19 protein-coding genes are annotated in these 20,399 nt (G+C 62.6%); 5 read left to right on the top strand and 14 right to left on the bottom strand.

Features of this window, described 5'->3' with window-relative positions:
* The first annotated feature begins 61 nt into the window (after positions 1-61).
* The 5 genes from GSQ73_RS09915 to GSQ73_RS09895 are packed head-to-tail and all read left to right on the top strand — an operon-like array spanning position 62 to position 5,330.
* Positions 62-1,579, top strand: a complete 1,518-nt coding sequence (locus tag GSQ73_RS09915) for a radical SAM protein (RefSeq protein ID WP_158883559.1) — start codon at positions 62-64, stop codon at positions 1,577-1,579.
* Positions 1,554-2,819 carry a nucleotidyltransferase family protein gene (locus GSQ73_RS09910; protein ID WP_158883557.1) on the top strand — a complete coding sequence of 422 codons (1,266 nt, stop codon included), beginning with the start codon at positions 1,554-1,556 and terminating at the stop codon, positions 2,817-2,819. Before GSQ73_RS09915 ends, GSQ73_RS09910 begins: the two co-directional genes overlap by 26 nt.
* A 3-nt stretch (positions 2,820-2,822) precedes the next feature.
* Positions 2,823-3,773 (top strand): methyltransferase domain-containing protein, encoded by a 951-nt coding sequence (locus GSQ73_RS09905; protein ID WP_158883555.1) that lies wholly within the window; start codon positions 2,823-2,825, stop codon positions 3,771-3,773.
* A gap of 2 nt (positions 3,774-3,775) precedes the next feature.
* Positions 3,776-4,405, top strand: coding sequence for a methyltransferase domain-containing protein (locus GSQ73_RS09900; protein ID WP_158883553.1), 630 nt, complete (start codon positions 3,776-3,778; stop codon positions 4,403-4,405).
* A 1-nt stretch (position 4,406) separates the two neighbouring features.
* Complete coding sequence (locus GSQ73_RS09895; RefSeq protein ID WP_158883551.1) at positions 4,407-5,330, top strand: flavin reductase; 924 nt, start codon at positions 4,407-4,409, stop codon at positions 5,328-5,330.
* A gap of 26 nt (positions 5,331-5,356) precedes the next feature.
* Here GSQ73_RS09895 and GSQ73_RS09890 read toward each other — a convergent pair whose 3' ends face one another.
* The 14 genes from GSQ73_RS09890 to GSQ73_RS09825 form a co-directional block, all read right to left on the bottom strand.
* Positions 5,357-6,487: an acyltransferase gene (locus tag GSQ73_RS09890; RefSeq protein ID WP_158883549.1), complete on the bottom strand. Its 1,131-nt coding sequence runs from the start codon at positions 6,485-6,487 to the stop codon at positions 5,357-5,359.
* Positions 6,471-7,601, bottom strand: a complete 1,131-nt coding sequence (locus tag GSQ73_RS09885) for a glycosyltransferase family 4 protein (RefSeq protein ID WP_158883547.1) — start codon at positions 7,599-7,601, stop codon at positions 6,471-6,473. Before GSQ73_RS09885 ends, GSQ73_RS09890 begins: the two co-directional genes overlap by 17 nt.
* Positions 7,598-8,719, bottom strand: coding sequence for a glycosyltransferase family 4 protein (locus GSQ73_RS09880; RefSeq protein WP_158883545.1), 1,122 nt, complete (start codon positions 8,717-8,719; stop codon positions 7,598-7,600). The genes GSQ73_RS09885 and GSQ73_RS09880 overlap by 4 nt, the downstream gene beginning before the upstream one ends.
* 10 nt (positions 8,720-8,729) lie before the next feature.
* On the bottom strand, positions 8,730-10,247 hold the full coding sequence (locus tag GSQ73_RS09875; protein WP_158883543.1) for a radical SAM protein: 1,518 nt from the start codon (positions 10,245-10,247) through the stop codon (positions 8,730-8,732).
* Positions 10,248-10,269: 22 nt separating this feature from the next.
* Complete coding sequence (locus GSQ73_RS09870) at positions 10,270-10,968, bottom strand: class I SAM-dependent methyltransferase (protein WP_158883541.1); 699 nt, start codon at positions 10,966-10,968, stop codon at positions 10,270-10,272.
* The gene (locus tag GSQ73_RS09865) at positions 10,968-12,179 is read right to left on the bottom strand and encodes an amidohydrolase family protein (protein WP_174236116.1); all 1,212 of its coding nucleotides are present in this window, start codon (positions 12,177-12,179) and stop codon (positions 10,968-10,970) included. Before GSQ73_RS09865 ends, GSQ73_RS09870 begins: the two co-directional genes overlap by 1 nt.
* Positions 12,180-12,203: 24 nt before the next feature.
* Positions 12,204-13,088, bottom strand: a complete 885-nt coding sequence (locus GSQ73_RS09860; protein WP_158883537.1) for a class I SAM-dependent methyltransferase — start codon at positions 13,086-13,088, stop codon at positions 12,204-12,206.
* A gap of 141 nt (positions 13,089-13,229) precedes the next feature.
* Positions 13,230-14,051, bottom strand: coding sequence for a Wzz/FepE/Etk N-terminal domain-containing protein (locus GSQ73_RS09855; RefSeq protein ID WP_158883535.1), 822 nt, complete (start codon positions 14,049-14,051; stop codon positions 13,230-13,232).
* Between the two features lie 2 nt (positions 14,052-14,053).
* Complete coding sequence (locus GSQ73_RS09850; RefSeq protein WP_158883533.1) at positions 14,054-15,199, bottom strand: hypothetical protein; 1,146 nt, start codon at positions 15,197-15,199, stop codon at positions 14,054-14,056.
* Complete coding sequence (locus GSQ73_RS09845) at positions 15,196-16,143, bottom strand: glycosyltransferase (RefSeq protein WP_158883531.1); 948 nt, start codon at positions 16,141-16,143, stop codon at positions 15,196-15,198. The genes GSQ73_RS09850 and GSQ73_RS09845 overlap by 4 nt, the downstream gene beginning before the upstream one ends.
* Positions 16,144-16,145: 2 nt before the next feature.
* On the bottom strand, positions 16,146-17,396 hold the full coding sequence (locus GSQ73_RS09840) for an O-antigen translocase (protein ID WP_158883529.1): 1,251 nt from the start codon (positions 17,394-17,396) through the stop codon (positions 16,146-16,148).
* Positions 17,393-18,520: a DegT/DnrJ/EryC1/StrS family aminotransferase gene (locus GSQ73_RS09835; protein WP_158883527.1), complete on the bottom strand. Its 1,128-nt coding sequence runs from the start codon at positions 18,518-18,520 to the stop codon at positions 17,393-17,395. The genes GSQ73_RS09840 and GSQ73_RS09835 overlap by 4 nt, the downstream gene beginning before the upstream one ends.
* Positions 18,520-19,452 (bottom strand): GNAT family N-acetyltransferase, encoded by a 933-nt coding sequence (locus tag GSQ73_RS09830; protein ID WP_158883525.1) that lies wholly within the window; start codon positions 19,450-19,452, stop codon positions 18,520-18,522. Before GSQ73_RS09830 ends, GSQ73_RS09835 begins: the two co-directional genes overlap by 1 nt.
* The gene (locus GSQ73_RS09825) at positions 19,439-20,395 is read right to left on the bottom strand and encodes a hypothetical protein (RefSeq protein ID WP_158883523.1); all 957 of its coding nucleotides are present in this window, start codon (positions 20,393-20,395) and stop codon (positions 19,439-19,441) included. Before GSQ73_RS09825 ends, GSQ73_RS09830 begins: the two co-directional genes overlap by 14 nt.
* Positions 20,396-20,399 lie beyond the last annotated feature (4 nt).

Here is a 20,399-nt window from a genome sequence, read left to right as displayed (position 1 = left end):
GACGCATCCGCAGTGATGCGCCGCCGCGGCCACTCCCCAAGGCTTACGAGGCTCCACAAAGATGCTAAAGATCCAGGTCGGCCATTCCTACTTCCTGAGATACGACAGGAAGCAATGGGAACGCGGCAAACCCTATCCCCCGCTTGCCACGATCCAGATCGCCGCGCTGCTGAGAAACATGGGCCACGAAGTGTCGCTGTTCGACGCGATGCTCGCCGATGGCGTGGAAGATCACGAAGGCGCGCTGCACAGCGCGCAGCCCGATGTCGTCGTCATCTACGAAGACAATTTCAACTACCTCACCAAGATGTGCCTTGGCCGCATGCGCGAGGCCGCGTGCCGGATGATCGCCGAAGCACGCGCAGCCGGTGCGCGCGTGATCGTCGCCGGCTCCGACGCATCCGACCATCCGGATGCTTTCCTCGAGGCCGGTGCGCAGGCCGTGCTGATCGGTGAAGGCATCGGTGCGCTGATCCAGTTGATCGAACGTCTCGATGCGGAACCGCACATCGATACCGAACGCCTGGTCGTCGGCATTCCCGGCGTGGCCACGCAAATCAGCGGTCAGACGCAACTGACGCGTGTCGGCGTGATGCCGCCCGATCCGCGACTGATCGGCCGTCCCGCGTGGGACCTGCTCGACATCGAACGCTATCGCGCGTTGTGGATGGAACGGCACGGCTACTTCAGCCTCAACATGGCCGCGTCGCGCGGTTGCCCTTTCCGCTGCAACTGGTGCGCCAAACCGATCTGGGGCAACCATTACAAACAACGCAGCGCGCAGGACGTCGCGGCGGAGATGAGCTATCTCAAGCACACGTTCAAGCCCGACCATATCTGGCTGGCCGACGACATTTTCGGATTCCACATCGACTGGGTGACGGAGTTCGGCGAGCACCTGCGCGCAGCGGATGGCTCGGTGCCGTTCACCATCCAGACGCGCGCCGATCTTGCAAGCCAGCGCATGGCCGAAGCGCTGGCGAAAGCCGGCTGCACGGAGGCGTGGATAGGCGCGGAAAGCGGCAGCCAGCGCGTGCTGGATGCCATGACCAAAGGCACGAAAGTCGCAGATCTGATCGCGGCGCGCATCCGCCTGGGCGAACAAGGCATCCGCGTCGGATTCTTCATCCAGCTGGGATATCTCGGCGAACAACTCGGCGACCTTCTGGCCACGCGCGAACTGATCGTGCAGGCCGCGCCAGACGACATCGGCGTCAGCGTGTCGTATCCGTTGCCGGGCACGAAATTCTACGAGCAGGTCAAGGCACAACTCGGCGCGAAAACGCATTGGCAGGAAAGCGACGACCTCGCCATGATGTTTCGCGGCGCCTACGACTCGGAGTTCTATCGACAGGTGCGCAACCTGCTGCACGATCAGGTCACCCTGCAGCAATCCCGGGCCCGCGTGGAACCGGAACAGCATCGTCAATCGTGCATTGCACTCGACGCGCAGTGGAACGCACTGATCGCTTCGGAGCAACTACACCGCAACATGGACGCAACGTTCCCTACGCCGGCGACGTCATCGAAAGTCAATCTTCCGCCGCTGCGCCATGCTGCCACCACTCAAAACCGTTAGGCGTGGTTTGCGCCGCACCACCGAGGGGCTGGCCGTTGAACTGGCGGCTGCGCGACCCGGCAGCGCGACGCCTTCGTGGAGCGCGCTCGAATGGCAGCTCGCTTGCGCATCGGCGGCGACTCACGGCGTGTCGCCGCTGCTCAGCGGATTCTCGACCTGGCAACATCGTCCATGGCAACAATTCCTGGCAAGCCAGCGCGAGCATGTCGAACATCGCCATCGACGCATCACTGCGCTGCTGTCACGCGTTGACGAAAGCGCACGCGACGCCTCGCTGAGTCTCGTCGCGCTGAAAGGTTCCGCGCTGCACGCGCTGGGAATCTACACGCCGGGCGAGCGGCCGATGGCCGACATCGATCTGCTGGTGCGCGAATGCGATGTCAATGTGGCAATCAGGTTGCTGCTGGACCTCGGCTACGTCGAATCCTTCGTGCAATGGAAACATCGCGTGTTCAAGCCGGCGACGGATCATCCCGTCTTCAGCCTGGGCGAACATCGCGACACGCCGATCAACATCGAACTGCACACGCACATCCAGGAACGTTTGCCGATCGCAGCCGTCGACATCACCGAACGAATTCTCCCGCACGCGCCCCTGCCGGGCGTGAATCCGTATCCGTCGAACGGCGCATTGATGAGCCACCTGCTGCTGCATGCCGCGGGCAACATCTGCGGTCGCAGCCTGCGACTGATGCATCTGAACGATATCTCGCTGCTGGCCACGCGCATGGTCGCCAGCGACTGGGACGTGCTGTGGGACGAGCGCGCGACCGAATCTCCGTGGTGGGCATTTCCACCGTTGTCTCTGGTGGCTCGTTATTACACGAACGCGATTCCCGAGGCCGTGATCACCCGGCTCGAACGCGATTGCCCGCCGCTGTTGCGAGCAATGTCGCGGCATCAGAAACTGACCGACGTTTCGTGTTCGGACTTGTGGCTTCACGCGCTTCCCGGCATCGAATGGTCGCGCTCCTTTCGCGATGTCGGTCGCTACCTCGCGAATCGGGTCCGTCCGACGGAGGAATCCATCAAGGAACGCGCCGACATGGTACGGACTCAATTGTGGCTGCGCGGCCAAAGCTGGGTCACCTTGAAACATGGTCGACGCATGCTGACGCGGCTGCTTGGCGCGGTGCCGCGAATGGACACCTTGTACGCGGTGCGCGCCGCCCTGGATGCTTCGACTCCCGAAACCCGGCAACGGTCCGCCGACCACCCGACACCCGTCGGAGCGGGTTGATCGATGCAGGCGCAACACGCACGCACGCATGCCGAGGAGTCGCTGCTTTCGGATCTTCGCCTGCAATGTCCGCGCTGCGGAACCCCCATCGGTGAACTGGATTGCCCCGCGTGCAGCTATTCGATCGTGATCAGCGACGGCATCGCGCGAGCGCTTCCGCCGGCGTCGATCGAACACCATGCCCGCTTCATCGAAGATTACGAACGGATACGCGCTGCGGAAGGTCATGGCAGCGCCAACGAGGATTTTTATCTCGGCCTTCCCTATCGCGACACGTCAGGAAGAAACCGCGAGCAATGGCGCATGCGTGCGCGCAGCTACGACTACCTCGTGCGACAGCTGCTGAACGACATCGATCGTGGCGGCAGCGTTCTCGATCTCGGTGCGGGCAACGGATGGATGAGCTTTCGCCTGGCGCTTGCAGGGTTTCGACCGTGCGCGGTGGACCTGCTCGCCAACGACAGCGATGGGCTCGGCGCCGCCCGGCATTATCGATCGCAACTGCCAACACTTTTCCCGCGTTTCCAGGCCGAGATTCGCCATCTCCCTTTTGCGGACGAACAGTTCGACGCCGCCATTTTCAACGCGTCGTTTCACTATGCGGAAGATTACGAAGTCGCGCTGCGCGAAGCGATGCGCTGCGTGATAACCGGCGGCATGGTGATCATCAGCGACACGCCCTGGTATGCGCGTGATGAAAGCGGCAGGCAGATGCTTGCCGAGCGTCGCGCCTCTTTCCTGCAACGCCACGGCACGTCTGCGGATTCCGTGGCGGGCCTTGGCTACCTCACCGACGAACGTCTGCATTCGATGGAAGCCGCGTTGTCGATCCGCTGGAAAGTGCATCGGCCGTGGTATGGCCCGCGGTGGGCCGTGCGGCCACTGATGGCGAAATTTCGCGGCCGCAGGGAACCATCGAAATTTCGGCTTTATGAAGCCCGCAAGGAAGCGTGATCGTGCATACCGGAAAGCAGTACCACGAGTTCATTGAAACCTCGCAGCGCGACCGTGTGGTGCGCGAGCAATTCCAGAAGATGGCACTGGATCTCCTGCCAGCGGGATCGAACGTGCTCGACTTCGGTGCAGGCACCGGCATCGACGCGAAGTTATACGCCGCGAATGGACACCCGACCGATGTATACGAACCATCGGCGGCCATGCGCGACTATCTACTGCAACACTGCCACGAGGAAATTGCCCGCGAGACCATCGTGCCGGTGGCGTTGCCGCTCACGCGCAAGGTGCATGCGGTCGTGGCGAACTTCGCGGTGCTCAATCATTTCGCGGATCACACGGATCTTTTCGAGGAGCTGTCGGCGGTGGTCCGTCAAAAAGGATTCGTCCTGGCCAGCATGCTCAATCCGTATTACCTGGGCGATGCGCGATACGGCTGGTGGCGCGCGAACATCGTGAGGCTTTTGCGGTACGGCCGTTACGCGATTGCCAGCGAAAGCAACATCCATCGTTTTTCGCCGGGGATTGTGGCCCGGGCGGCGTCACCGCACTTTCGACTGGAGCGCTGTTTTCCACGCGGTTTCGGATGGGCCACCGAACCCTTCATGTTCCTGCTGCTTCGGCGCACCTGACATGTGGAAGGAATGGATCAAGCCACTCGTGCGTCCGCTGCCGCAATGGGCCACCGTCGCCGTAGCCGCTCCGCAGCGGCTTGTCACCGCGACCTTGCATTGGGACGGCCAGACGGCCGATGTCACGGCGGACCACACTGTCGCGTCACTGTATCCGCTGGTCATCGCCACCAGCGTCGATGGCGGTCAGCGTCCCGTTCTGGAATATCGCGATCGCGCGACGGGAAAGCGTCTCGGCTCTCTCCATCTGGCGCAGACGACGTCCATCACGATCGAGCAGACGACGCTCACGCTTTACCGTGTGGCTTCGGGAAAACATCGATGCCTGCCCTGGCCACGTCGTTCATGGAACGCATGGCTGCAGAACCGGCAGATGGAGAAAAACCGACCGTCCAATCATTTCAATATGGACAAGGCCGGCGTGCAGCAACTCATGATCGATTATCTGTGTCCTCGTCCGGTCGTGCTCGTCTCCATCGCCGCGCAAGGACATCAGAATATTTTTCCGATGGATCTGATCGGGCCGCTTGAGCGCAGCGGATTCTTTTCGCTCGCGCTCCGCAGCACCAACGTTTCCGTTCCGGTCATGCGCGACGTGCGCCGCGTCGCACTCTCCAGCGTGCCTGCAACCATGAAGGCCGATGTTTACAAGCTCAGTGCGCAGCACAAGCAGGCATTGCAGGGCTGGGACGCGACGTCGATTCCCGTGCGACCGTCGAAAGAATTCGGCGTACCCGTCGTCGCGGCGGCGCTGCGCATTCAGGAGTTGGCGATCGTGCACAGCCAGGAAGTCGGCTTGCACACGTTCTTCCTCGGTCGTATCGCTTCAGATGAAAAACTCGCCGATGGCACCCAGCTGCATCACACGGCAGGCTTTCATCAAGCCTGGCGTCGCCGACAGCGCGTGCCGCTGACCGAGATCTGATCAACTTCCGGCGATCGACCTGCGATTCACACGTCCCGCTGGATGGCCGTCGGCGCAGCTCGAACGACTGCATGGCTGCGCGCGCGATCAGTGGGTTCAGCGCCGTGTCGCAACCGCCTGCGCAAGCGAACGAACGCGCGCTCGATCACAAAATAGGATGCCAGCGCGGCCAGAAACGCGAACACCATATTTTGTGGAAACGCGTTCATCCACGCACTCGAACTGCGATCAAGAAAGATTTCCTGCCACAGATACAGCGAGTAACTCAGCGTGCCGATGAACGCGATCGGCTTCCAGTTGAGCAATCGTCCTGCCAACGAATTCGCATGGCGTGTACTTGATTCGATCAGTAGTGCAAGACACACGTTGGTCACCGGTGAACCGAGAAGTATCGCCATCGGATCACCGCCCACCCGATTGATCGCGAGCACAACGGGCACCGTCAGCATCAGCCACCGACTGGACGTCAGACGCAGATACCAGCCTTGCGTGAGCAGCCACGGCCGCAGCATCGCCAACGCACAACCGGCTGCAAGGTAATCGCACATCGCGGGGAAAATCGTCATCTTGCTGATCAGCACGAGAGGGCCGGCATGGATGACCCATGCGCGGATCGCCGCACGCAGCAAGGCGCTCGCGAAAATCGCCGCGATGGCGACGATCAACGCGTGACGTGCGCGCATGAACACGAACAGCACCGGCCACAGCAGGTAGAACTGCTCCTCGATCGACAACGACCACAGGTGACCCAGCAACCACGGGTGGTCGGGGGAATAGTTGAAGGTGAAGGTAAGCGCATAAGCGAAATCCCGGCCCGTCAGATGTGCCCCGCCCCACGCCGCTGCGATCGCCAGCGTCATCACGAATGCATAGAACGCAGGGAAAATGCGCAATACGCGGCGCAAGTAAAACTGTTTCAGTGAAATCGTTCCCGTGACTTCGCGCTCGCTCGTCAGCAGCGAAGTGATGAGGAAACCGGAGATCACGAAAAATAGGTACACGCCAAGATGCGCGACGTCGCCAAACCAGCGCCCGTACGTCGCATTGGTGACAGGGAAATGGCGCGTGCCGCTGAGGTGTCCGTAGAGCACCAGCAGGATCGAGATCGCCCTGATCCCGTCCAGCGACGGCATGCGCTGGTCAGTCGAATTCGACATGCGTGATCGGACTCCGCGCGGAGCGGGAATGCCGCTCGTACAAAGCCTGGAATGTTCGGGCGGTGTCATCGGCGTCTTCCTCCAACGCGCGACGTTGCGCTTCATTTGCGAGTCGCAGTCGCAGCCCCTCGTCGGTGAGCATCTGCCAGATGGCCTTCGCCAATCTCTCCGAATCCCCGATCGGCACTGACAAGGTTGCCGAAGGCGACCATTCGACGAAATGTCCCACCGCTGTACCGACCGCAGGTACACCCGCCACGGCTGCCTCGAGCAACACCAGCGGACCGGCTTCGTGCAGCGAAGACATCACCAGCAGGTCGGCGGATTCCATCAGCGGACGCAAGTCGCGCTGCGTCTTGAAGCCGTGAAAGCGCACGTGATATTCCAGTCCAAGCTGCCGAGCCAGCTGTTGCATCTCTCCTTGCAGCGTGTCCACGCCGATGATATCCATCTCGAACGCCAGGCCCGTCGGGGCCAACACTGCCAGCGCCCGCAGCAGCGTTGGCTGATCCTTGACGCGATTGAGGCTGGCGACGTGAATCAAGCGCGCGACTTCCGCGCGCTCGCGTGGTGCGCGCGGCGGCCATGCCCGAAGATCCACGCCGAGCGGCACGCGCTGCGCTTCTATCCTAAGCGCCCGCAGCGAATCGATGATCGGCGTGCTGGCCGCCGTGACGACGTCGGCGTTTCGCAACACCCACGCTTCACGCAAGCGCCCTTTCCATTTTTGCCTTCCGCCGTAACCGATCGCATGCAAGGCCACCAGCTCGCCGCCCGCGATATGCACCAGGTTCGGCAAGCCCAGCAGCTTGGCTGCCACCACCGCGATGAAGCCGCACGACCCGGAGAAAATCGCGTGGATAAGATCGAACGGCGCATGGCGATGCTCTGCGTGGATCGCGGCGATCGCGCGCACGCGAGTCCAGTGGACACCGATGTTGTGCACGGTGGCGCCAACGAGTTTCCAGTGACCCGCCAACGGCTCCTGGTTCAACGCGAAGACGTGCACGTCGTGTGTTCGCGCGAGTCGTTCGATCAACGCGAGCAGCACGGGGATCACGCGAAACTCTCCTGTGCGGTCCACGCCACCGGGAACCACCAGCGCGATTTTCATGGCGCGCGCCTTCGCGCGTCGAGCACCTGCGCATATGCAGTCGCCCACTGACGACCCACGGCCTTGAACGACAGCGTGGCATCGAAGTGCGCGCGGATGCGTTCCGGCGCCGTCGGATTCGACACCGCGGCAACGAGCGATTCCGCAAGGCGTACGGCGTCACCACAAGGCCAGAGATGGCCGACACGACCTTCGTTGGTCAACGCGCGAAACGACGGGATATCGGTGATCACCGGTGCCACACCGCAAGCCATCGCTTCCAGCACGACGAAGCCGCAGCTCTCCGCGTGGCTGCCGGAAACGAAAATATCCGACGATTGCATCAGTCGCTCCACATCCGCATGCGCCACCTTGCCCAGCAGATGCACGCGGTCGGCAAGTCGTGAGTCGCGGGCGGTGTACTGCTGCACTTGTTCAAGCAGCGGCGCGTTGGCGAACGCGCACCACAGTTGCACATCCGGCAACGTCACGCTCGCCTGCGCGATGCCTTCGAGAACGGTGAGCGGATCCTTGCCAGCATTCAAATGTCCGACCCAGAGCACGCAAGGATCCCCGTACAGTCCGGTCTCCGCGCGTGCGTGGACGCGACTGCCAGGCGTGAAGCGGCTGCTCGATTCCGGTATCGCGAACAAGCGCGTGCGCGATCCGAACACGCCCGCGCGCGTGAATGGCAAAGCGAGTTCTCGTGCAGTGAAAACGACGCCGGAAACAACCGAAAACCAGCGCTTCCATCGCAGCCGTCGCCACCAGCGTGGCAGGCGATCGGCGTGGTCCTGCACGATGATCGACAGCTGCGGCAGGCATCGGGAAAGCGCGAAAATATCGCGCGCGAAACCGAGGCCGTGCACATGCGCAACATCCGCGTCGATCTGCAACAGCACGTCCGCAAAACGACGGGCGCGAGCCGCCACGCGCATGCCGACAACATCGACGAAGTAATAGTCGATGCCGTTGCGCGTGATCCGCGCCTGCTGAGCTGCCGCTTGAATGACCGACACGCGCGCGCCACCACTCGCTGCCGCTTCGGGGATGTCGGCCAGCGAAGGCCAGAGTTCAAATAGCTGCTCCGGCGAATGCCCCGGCGGTGCAGGCACGAAGTTGATGTGCACGGCGTGCATCAACGCCAACTCAGAGGCCGGAGACTTGCGGCATGCGCAGGCGCACCAGCTTGTTTGCCAGATTCAGTTCCCACGGCTTGTCATAATTTCCGCGGCGATAACGCCATCCGGCCATGATGCTCAGGCTGCGTTTGGCCCATGGCGGCGAGCGCAGATCCTGCACGGTGGGAAAGCGGCAACGCAGCACCGTCACGAAATCGTGGATGCGGTTGCGCAACTTGTCGGTCAGCCACGGCGCATCGGCATGACACGCGTAATCGACCCAACGCTTTTCCATCCATCCCTCCGGCGTGCTTGGAAACACCACCGGCTCACCGTTGAGATCGAGCAACGCCATCGACGATCGCTTGCCGCGATCGCTCTCGTGCTTGCTGCTTTCCGGCAGCGGTGTGTAGATATAGACGATGATCTCGGACTGCGGATTGATGCGCTTCAATTCTCGGATGAACTCGAAGGTGTGCTCGGTTTCTTCCTCGGTGTTTTCCGGTGGCGCAACCATGAAAGAGAGTTCGGGGATCACGCCGTTACGCCGGCAGAGTTCGGCGACCTCCAGCGTCTGATCCGGTCGCGTGCCCTTGCGGATTTCCTTGAGCATGGCGCCGCTGGGTGATTCGGCGCCGACATACGCCATGCGCAATTTGCTCTTGCGCACGAGTTTCCAGGTGCTCTCCGACAGATTCAGCAGCGCGTCCGATCGGGCGTAGCACCACCACGGCATCTCGAGCTTGGCCATCACTTCGAGCAGCGGGATCATGTCCACTTCGCGGTCGAAGAAGTTGTGATCGAAGAACTGGATCGAGTCGGCACCGACCTCGTACTTGAGATAGCTCAGATCGCGCTCGAGCCGGCTTGCACCAGGCAATACCGTGGTGCCCCCGAACATCGCGTTCACGCCGCAGAACGTGCAGCGAAAGCGACAGCCGATCGATGCCTGGTGTGCGGCCGTGCGCCGACCGAGAAACGTGCGCGCGAGATAACGTCGCGGATCGCCAAGCTTGTCGTACGGCAGCACCAGTCCCGCGTCGCTCATCGTGTAGCGACGGTTAGGGTTGTGCACGACGGCGCCATCGTTGCGCCACGACAGGCTGCCGATCTTCGCCAGCGCCTCGGGCTGCGCACCGCGACTGATCGCGGACACCAGTTCGGGCAGGCTGTCTTCACCCTGCCCGCGCACGGCGTAATCGACATATGGCGCGGCCAGCGCGGTGTCCGCGTAAAGGGTGGGGAAATAGCCGCCCCAGATGATCGGCATCGACGGAAAGCGTTCGCGGATCGCCTTGGAAACATCGATCGACGGCGCGATCTGTGGTCCGCCCATGACGCTGATGCCGACCGTGTCGAAACTGCCGCCTTCCAGTGCGCGCAAGGTTTCGCCGACGATATCGCGATCGACATTGCCGTCGATGATCTGGCTGCTGCCGAACTTGTCGAGCGACGCCGACAGGTGCAGCAACGACAACGGAAAACGCGCGCTCGAACGCGACGTGATGGTCGGGTTGATCAGCAAGGTATGGGGCGAATGGGTCATGGCGAAAACTGCGTCAGGAGGATCAGGCCGCGCGCCGCAGCTGGAACACCAATGCGACGGGCACCTGCAGAGCCATGCGATCGAATTGCGCATCCGCGGGAATGTCGGCCGGGTCGAGCATCGGTTCCAGCACGCGCTCGATCGTCAACCCGAGCTCGACGCAGGCCGTGTGCCATTGGCTGTAGAGATGCTGTGTGTGCCGCGCGGCGTAGCGCGTACCGTCGGATTTGAAATCGCGTTGCCATCCGAGTGCGTGCCCGATGGGGTGCACGTCGCTGCAAAGAATCGTGCCGCCCGGGCGCGTCACGCGATGCAGCTCGGCCAGCGCCTGCGCCAGATTTTCGAGATGCCCGACCACCAGTCCGCAGATCGTCAGGTGGGCCATCGCATCGGGCAGCGGCAACGCCATCAGGCTGCCCTGGGCCAACGCGATCTCGGCGACCGAGCGATAGGCGTCCATTTCCACATCGGCGCGCACGAGCATTTCCGGCGACAGGTCGACACCGCTGACGCGTGATGCGCCCCGCCTCAATGCGTGCAGCATGTAGCGACCGCTGCCGCAGCCGATGTCGAGCACGGTCTGCTGCTGCAGGCTGGCCGGCATCAGCGCGAACATCGCGCGCTCTTCCGCCTGCATCACGGGATTATGCGCATGCGCCGGATAACTGGCTGCCCACAGTGCGTACGCATCGGACGGATCGAGCGTGGACGCGCGCGACATCAGCGATATCCCGCTTCGACGACGCGTTCACGCTCGCGCACGTTGATGGCCGCCTTGTATTCAAGGCCAGGCTCGAGCGCAACCAACGCTGGCTCGGCCAGCGCGCGGGCCATCAATTTCGGTTGGCCGTCCAAAGTCACCGCCACGGTTTCCGTACCCGTGGCTGCAAACCATTCGGCGAAATCCGGATCGGCGATGCGCGGCACACCATCGCGCACGACCGCGCGAATATGCCGGCGATCGATGCCGACCAGATTGCGCAACTCGTCGCCGCCGCGATCGGCCACGATCAACATATCCGCGCGCGATCCCGCTGCAAGGCTGCCGCGTTGTGGCAATCCCAGAATGCCGGCCGCGTGCGTGGTAACCAGTTCGAGCAGATGTTTCGGTGCGAGTTCGCCGCGCTCATCCACCCCACGCATTTCCTCGAGCAGATCGCGTGCGCCGCTGACCCGCGAATCACTGCCGAGCGCCAGCCGGCCGGCCGCATGCAGGCGTTTCGGATCAAGCGTGCGTCCGAGCAGATTGCGATTGCTGGTGGGGCACCAGACCACCGCGGCGCCGCAGGCGATCACGCGATCCACGTCCTGTTCGCGCAGCCCGACGCCGTGGATCAGAACACTGTTGGATGCGAGGCAACCCAGTTGATCCAGTTGCGACAATTCGGCTTGCGCGATGTCGTCGGTGCCTTCGGCGAGATGGATCATCCATGGACGATGACTTGGCGTGGCGGCGAAACTCTGCTGCACCGGCGGACCATAATCCGGCCAACCGAGTGCGTAGCTCCAGCCGAAATCGCGCAGCAAGGCCACGGGGAAATCCGTGACGTCGAGCGCGGCGTGCCACGGGTCGTGATGCGCGACACAGGTGGTGCCGGCGAGCAGGTTCTTCAGTGCGCCGTGGCGCAACCGATGTTCCTTCGGTACCTGCAGCGCGGCGACGACCGCTGGCTCTTCGAAGTGCGCCTTGAACGCGGCGATCCACGCGTAGCTGTTGGGAAACGGCGCGACCTTGCGCAACGGCGGCACGGTGTTGACGTGCAGATGATCGTGCGCATTGATCAGCGCGGGGAAAATCAGGTGGTCGCGAAGATCGACGCGATAGGCGCGTGCGGCGAGCGATGAGCCGATGCGGCCGCCACGAATCGGCAGCGGCGTGCGCACGACACCGTCGGGCGTCACCGAACCCGCGCGGCACAACGTCACATCCATCGCGGCCTGGAGAATATCCACGGCTCAACGTTTCCGCATCACGATCAGGAAGTGGTCGCCCATGTCGCGCAAAAGCGGCAGGTTGCCGAAGCGATCGTCGAGACGGCCAAGCCGCTCGCACCAGCGACGACGACGACGGTAGTAATCCACGAGGTATGGCGGCGGCATGAACAAGCTCAGCGCACGATAACTCTGCAGCGAGAAATCGCCGGCAAATGCGCGGAAGAATTCGCGCGGCATGTAGTAGTAGGTCCAGATCGTGTGCCGGTTCATTCCCACCGCCGTGGCACCACGCGTCGCGCGTACGCCCGCGCGTTTGAAGCGGCCGCGCAAGGTGTAATGGCCCACTTCCCACGGACAGATTCGGCCCATCACCGAAAAAACAAGTTTGCCGCCGGGTTTCAGCAGGCGCGCACACTCGTTCGCCACGTCCTGCAGGTCGGGCGCGCAGTTCAGCGGGCCGAAGTTCGAATAGATGCCGTCGAATGAGCCGTCCAGTTGATCCAGTTGCTGCACGCCAAGATGTGTTGCGGTGACGCGTGACTGCAGCCCGCACGCCGCCGCGCGTGCCTGCGTGCGTTCGACCATCTGTGGCGACCAGTCGGTGGCAACGACATGAAAACCGCGCCGTGCGAATTCGAGCGCGTCGATGCCGGTGCCGCAACCCAGATCGAGCAGTCGCGCATTCGGCGGCAGTTCGCTGTGCACGGTGTCCCACAGCGTGAGCCGCATGCGCTGGATCAACTCGTTGTTGCCGCGCGGCCCGTCGTAGTCGGCGGCGACACTGTCGAACGCGCGCTGTGTCTCGAGCAGTTGCGCTTCATCCAGTGGCACGTGTCGCTGACGTCGCGCTGCGCTGGAGTCAGCTGCAAGCTGGCGTGCGTCGTGATGTGCCTGCTGCGTGCTCATGTCGATCGATCTGTGCTCCACCACGTGCGTCCTTCATCACCACGAATCCGCGGCCTTCTCCGTGAGTGCCGTTGCCGGACGCTTTGGTTGAATGCGCCCGGCGCATTCGATGTCGATATCGACACTGATGCCGTGCGTCGTTCAGGCCGATCGACGCGTGGCGCTGCGCGCGAGCGTGGCCAGCGACGCGAGAAAGAACGCCAGCAGCACGCCGATGCCGTAAGTCAGCTCGGGGTTCGGGAAAGCCTGCTTGTCCGGCACGTAGGCGGGCCAGGGCATCGACGTCTCGAAGGTGTAGACGGGACCCAGTCGATCGAGAAGATCGTTCTTCGCCTGCTGCAGGTTGCGGATCTCGTCGTTCTTGCTGGAAAGGAGCATGTTCGCGAGCAAGGGATCGCGCGTGTTCTTGCCATCGCCTGCCGCGCTGGCCTGCATGAAGCGATCCCGATCCGCCAGCGCTGTCTGCAAATCGCCCTGAACCTCGACCAGGCGCGCCTGCGCCGACTTCGTCGGAAGTTGTTCCAGACGCTGATGCAGAAGGTGAAGCTGGGCGACGGTCGCGTTGGCCATGGCGATGGCCTGCTCCTGCGAAAAGCCTCGCACGTTCATCCGTATGAGCGGACCGGCGTAAGGCAGCGGCTCCAGTTTCATGCTCTTGCGGAACAGTTGCGCCTCGGCCGACGTGGGTGCAAAGCCGAGGCTCTTCATGATCTCGTTCTGGAACGGCACCATCTGCAGGCGCTCAAGCACGCGGGCGAGCGGCTCGACGAGCGGATTCTGTCCTCCCGGCACCTGCCCGACCTGCCCGATCTGGATCCATGCGGTCGACTCCCACTGACGTTTCACGAGATGTGCGAATGCATAGGTGCACGCCAGCGTCAGCAGCAGCACGCCCACAAACCACTTCCACTCGCGGGAAAAAATCCGCCAGAGGTCGACCAGATAGATTTCGTCTTGTTCCATGGTTATTCGCTCACTGGATAAAGGGTCGAGGCGTGCGCCCGCCGGTTGGGCAGCCAGGCCGACAGCACCTGCAGCACCAGGCACAGGCCGATGAAGCCGGCGTTGGTCCAGGTGAAAGCCTGCGGCGCGAACGGCGACATCACGCACACGTAGGAAACGCGCAGAAAGATCAGAAACGAAAACAGCGGCACTGTCGGTCGAAGCCGCTGCACGCTCCACAGCAGCCACGCGTACAACGCAACCATCGAGAGCGTGGCGCCGAACGGACCCAGTGCGAGCAGGAACGGAAAAAACTCCGTGCCGACGTTGATGTTCGATGCATCAAGCGGGATGTCGGTGCCAGCCGTCGCCACCGAACCACTCAGCGGTACGACCTGATTGATCAGGAAGCTGGCGTTCGTGTAGTGCCTGGCGAGCATCGCGCTGAAGTTGTACGGGCCCGCGCTGCCATACAGCAACAGCCACTTGATGCCTTGCGGCGCAGCCCGGTACATCGCACTGAACGGCAGCGTCACGTGATCCAGCGGGCCGGAGCGCAACATGCCGAGAATGGAAAACGCGCTGAGCCCACCGATCGCCAGCAACCCTACCGCCTTCCACGGCAGCACCTTGGCCTCGTCCCGTCGCAACAGGATGACGATCGCGAAAGAGAACACCGTGGCGAACAGCCGGTTGCGATCGATCACCACGATCGGAAACAGGAAGCCGACAACGATGAGCGTGTTGCGCATCCAACGACTGCGCGTGCAGAGCACGCCGATCACCGGCAGGATCCAGCACATGTCCGACACGTGCCGGATATGTTCACGCCCGCCATCCATCGATGCATACGCCGATGGTTTGTCCAGCAGCGGCACCGGGAAAAACACCAGGTCGATCAGGCAGAACAGCACGATGAAACCGGCGAGCGCGAGTGCGACGAATCCATCGCGCGTGCCCGCGTAATGCCGCGAACGAAAACGTGCCGTGTCCGGAATCCTGATGCGCGCCTGCACGTCGAACAGGATGATGGCCGCCGCCACCACGGTAAGCAGCAGCAGACCTTGCATGTAATCCACCGAAAGGTCATAGGTGAACCATGTCAGCGCGCAAGCCAGCAGGATCGGCGCGCCGAGATAAGTGGACGGAAGGCGCAGCAGGTTCGTCATGCCTCCTCCGAATGCGGATGCGTGGAAGCGAAACGAACCCTGGAAAGCGCGAGCAGCGCGGCGTACGCCAGCAGATGCCGCAGCAGCGACCAAAGCCGTCGTTCCAGGTAGGAAATCTTGGCGCTGATGAAATGCGATTGCGCCTTGAGCAAGGTGCGGTACGGTTCGTCGAACAGATTCGCGCGGCGCATCGCGATGTGCTTCGACTCGGTGAGATTGCCGACGCGCGTTCCCGCGTGTCGCGTCTTGCTCAGGTTGCTGCCGTGGATGCGATAGGCGCAGACGTTGACGTCGATGAAGCCCAGCGCGTCGCGCGCGGCGAGCCGCAGGAACAAATCCCAATCCTCAATGCGCAGGCCCTCGCTCCAGCGCGCCACCGTGTCGAGCGCGCTCTTGCGAATCAGCGTGACCGGACCACCGATCGCCCACTGGCTGATCACCGCCCGACGAATGCCGTCGTCAGAACTGTAGAGACGCTTGTCGGCGCCATGCAGATCGCGCATGCCGCTGTCGTGCAGCTTCTGGCCATCCTGATCGACCACCACCGAATCGCCGATCACCGCGCCCTTGTTCGGGTGCGCGAGCAGGTATCGCACCTGCGCATCGAGGCCGCCGGCCAGCAGGTAATCGTCGCTCGCGCCTGGTCGCAGAAATTCGCCGTTGGCGCGCGCGGCCAGTTCATTGAGCGTGGCGGCGACGCCACGGTTTTCCCGGCGCACGTATTCGATCGGGATATCCATGCAGTGCGTGGCGACCCAGTCGGCGATGCGATCGGCCGTGCCGTCGGTTGAGCCATCGTCGACGATGATGAGTTCTTTCGCCGGATACGGGTCCTCCAGCACGCTGTCCAGGCAGCGTTCCACGAAGCGCTCGTGGTTGAACGCGGGGATCAGTACCGAGACCAGCGGCAACGACGATGCATCCATCGCGATGTCATTGTTCATTGTCACAGCGCCCCCAGGTAACGTCGGGCGACCAGCACGTTGAAGGCGAAATACAGCAGATAGTTGATCGCGAATGCATACATCGCGCCGACCAGGCCGTAGTGCGCCGTGCACACGTAGACCAGCACGAGATAGGTGAACGCGAACACGCACTCGGAGATCACGAACAGCCGCGTCATGGCTTTGGCCAGCATGATGTACGACAGGATGAAGGACGCGATCTTGATCACGTCGCCCACCAGCTGCGGTCCGTACAGAAAGTTGGCGGACTCAAAGTCCGCGGTGAACAGCAGGCGTGTCACCCATTCCCTGAGCACATAGACGAGTGTCGCGAGAACGATCACGGCCGGCATGATGTAGCGGAAAGCACTGCGCAGCTCGAACAGCAATGCTTCGCGTGTGTGCGTGGAGGCAAGTTTGGGCAGGTAGTAAATGTTGATCGCAGTGGTAAGGAACAGTAGATAGGCGTCCGATACCTTGCTCACTGCCTGCCAGTAGCCGACGCGTTGCCAACCGAAATGGACGGCCAGATGATCTCGAACCGCGATGTTGACCAGTGGCGCGAGCAGCGCCGACGAAAGCGTCATCATCGAAAACATCGCCAGCCGCACGGTCATCTCGCGATCGAAGCGCATGCGCAGCATGGCCGGCCGGAAGTAGGCGCTGCGCCACCACGCCGGCAGCCCGATCGCCAGCCAAGACACCTGGCTCAGCACCAGCGCCAGCAACGCGCCGTAGAGATGCAGCCACTGCGACAGCCAGATCATCATCGCGATACCGACGGCCGAGCCCGCCACCTGGATGAAGGCAAGCCGGCGCACGTCCATGAAGCCGTTGATCACTGCGAGCATGTAGTTGACCAGCGCAATGCCTATCTGCGCGATCGCCAGGATGCGGATCAGGCCGGCGTCCTGCGGGTCGCCAAGCAGCCATGTGGCAATGGGCCGGCTGAGCACAAGCGCCACGAAAGCCATCAGGCACGACGCACAGAATGCATACCAGAGCGCTGCGGAAAGCAGGCGCGAAAGCTTGCCGTCGTCCTCGCGATATTCGGCAACGTACTTCACGATGGCGGCACCAATGCCGCCACCGGCCAACACCGCCAGCAACGACATCAAGCTCATGAACTGGCCGAGCTTGCCCACGCCCTCGGGGCCGGCGAACCACGCCACCAGCTTGATGGCGATCAGTCCGGCGAGCAGCCGTGCTGCCGTGGCGACCGCGGTGTACGCGCCAGTGCGAACGATGTTCATGCGGCGTGTCCGAAGGTCTGGCATGCGTCGATAACGCGGGCCACGTCGTCGTCGCTCAGCGTGGGACCCATTGGCAGGCTGAGCACTTCGTCGTGCAGACGCTCGGTCAGCGGAAGGCGGATATCACGCATCGCCGCATACGCCGGCTGCCGGTGTGGCGGCACCGGGTAATGCACCAGGGTCTGGACGCCCTGCGCCTGCAGGTGTCGTTGCAGCGCATCGCGCCGGCTGCAACGCACCACGAACAGATGCCATGCGTGTTGTTCCTCGCGCGCCACGGTCGGCGTGCGGATATACGGATGCCGGATGCCGTCGCGATAGCGGCGCGCGACAAGTCGGCGCGATGCCACGTCCTCATCGAGGTACTGAAGTTTCACCCGCAGCATCGCGGCCTGCATTTCGTCGAGCCGCGAGTTGACGCCCTGAAACAGGTGACGGTATTTCACATCGGAGCCGTAGTTGCGCAGCGCCGCGACACGCGCAGCAAGCACGGGATCGTCGGTCACCACCGCACCGCCGTCGCCGAGCGCGCCGAGATTTTTCCCGGGAAAGAAACTGAAAGCCGCAGCATCACCGAACGTACCGGCCTTGCGGCCGTCGCTCATCGCGCCATGCGCTTGCGCTGCATCCTCGATCAGCAGCAACCGATGCCTGCGCGCGATGTCCGACAGCGTGGCCATGTCGGCCAGCTGGCCGTAGAGATGCACGGCCATGATGGCGCGCGTCCGCGGTCCGATAGCCGCCTCCACGACTGCCGGATCGATGTTGAAACTCAGCGGATCGGGCTCGACCGGAACCGCTACCAGTCCGTTGCCGGTGATGGCGAGAAAGCTGGCGATGAAGGTATGGCCGGGCACGATGACTTCGTCGCCCTCTTTCATCGCGCCGAGCTCCTTGTAACCGCGCAGGATCAACGACAGCGCATCCAGCCCGTTGCCGACGCCGATGGCGTGCTGCACGCCGCAGTACGCAGCGAACTCGTGTTCGAACGCAATGAGTTCTTCACCGAGGATATACCTGCCCGAATCGATCACGCGCGCAGCAGCGGCTTTCAGTGCATCGGCATGCCGAGCATTGACGTCCTTCAGGCTGAGAAACAGCACGTCTTTCACCGAGGCATCCATCACAGAGGCCACTCGTAGAAGTCGTGCACCAGCGCACGCGCACCGAAATATTCCTTTTGCGCAACCAGTCCGCCGTTGAGTTCGCGTCCTTCCTGCGTGGTGGAGATACCCAAGGTGAAATGCTGTCGCGTGGCGTAGGTATTACCGATGAGATCGGCCAGCAGCAAGGTGAGCGCGTCAAGCCGACGCCCTTCATCCGAGACGGCCATGTACTGCGTGTGTGCGACGCGACCAAAATCATAAACGAGTACACCGGCGAGCAGCTCATCATCGATGCGTGCTTCGTGCACCAAGATCTGTTGCGGGAAACGCGACTGCAGCAGCCGTAATTCCGCGAGGCTGTGCGTTGGCGCGACGCCATGTTTTCGCAGAACGTCAACGAGCAGCGCATGAAACGTGTCGATGTCGTCGGTGCCGCTTATGCGAATTCCGGCCTTGCGCGCCTTGTCGATCGCGTGCCTGCGGCCCTCGGTGAAGTGGAAGGTTTCCTGCAGCGCGATCGCAGAGGAAAGATCGCGCCGTTGCAATCGCGCGCCCATCCGGTGCAACGCGTACAGATCTTCTTCCGCCGGGTACGCGTGATACACGTGCGGCACCGCCTTGTAGATCACGCGATTCACCTGCAGCGCGCGGAAGCGTTCGGCCATCTGCTGGAATACTTCGAGTGTCGACTCCGCGCGCAAGGCGTGCGTGGTGATGAGGCCGCCGTACGTAAGGCCTGCGTGACTGGTCACTGTCGCGTCCGTGATATTGGCGGGGAAAACGCCAACGATCTCGCCACGCTGCTCGATCACCAGCGAGCAGTCGACGAAACGATCGGCGTGATAATCCATGTAGCTGCGTCGATGCAGGAAATTGCCGTTGCGGGATCGCTCGACCGCAGCATCCCAGGCTTTGGCGTCCGAGGCGTCGTAGGCTCTAACCGTGGGCATCGACACCACCATCGAAGCCTGCACTGTCGCATTCGGCCACGCCGAAACCGTCCACGCCCATGTCGTTGCCGTTGTAGAACATCAGCATTTTGTCGCGCTGACGAATCAATGCCGGATAGCAGATCACCTGCGAATCCCATCCGCTTTCGGACAGCACCATGCCGAACGATTCGTCGCGACGTTCCCAGTCGATGCCGTTCGTGCTGTGCGCCACGCCGGGGAAATATTCGCCGGTGACATTGCCGCGCGTGAAGTACATCAGGTAACCGTCATCATCGCACCGGTAGACGCGTGGCCGGCCGATGCGATATTCAATGCCCTGTGGTAACAGGCACACATGATCGTTGCGCGGTATCGCAGCGAGATCGTCCGTCTCTGCATAACGGATGTGGTAACGCGGAAACGGTTGATCGCCGATGATTTCCCAGTCGTCGCCCACGGCGTACCAGATGCGCCAGCGGCCGTTTTCGTACAGCACCGAATGCACCGCGCCGATCGTGCTACGTCCCGGAGCGCGATCGAGGATCGGCGTTTCCTGCGTGCGATGAAAACGATGGCCGCCGTCGGTGGAAACGGCAAGACCCGTGAACGCGAGGAATTTCGCCCTGGCCACGCGCTGGAACCCGACATAGAACATGTGCAGGCCGCCCGGTGCATCGACGACGTCGCCGAGGATCACGCCGTGATCGTCGAAGCAACCCGGGCGACCGATGTCGAGCACGGGTTCATCACCGACTTTCACGATGACGGTGGGATCATCGGCGCGCACATCGACATAGCCGATGCGGCTTACGCCTTCGCCGTCGCGAAAACCCGCGTAGACGCGAATCAGATTTTCATTTATGCGATGCGGCGTGGGCGTCAGCGCCGAGTGAGCCATCCATCTGCCCACACCATGGCGCGCAGTCTCGAACACCAGTCCTCGCTTGCTCCATGCAGGCATGCGT

It is taken from the genome of Rhodanobacter sp. L36 (assembly GCF_009765755.1).
GTDB lineage: Bacteria > Pseudomonadota > Gammaproteobacteria > Xanthomonadales > Rhodanobacteraceae > Rhodanobacter.
Note: the sequence above shows the minus strand (reverse complement) of the source record. Positions and strands in the feature narration are given on the sequence as shown.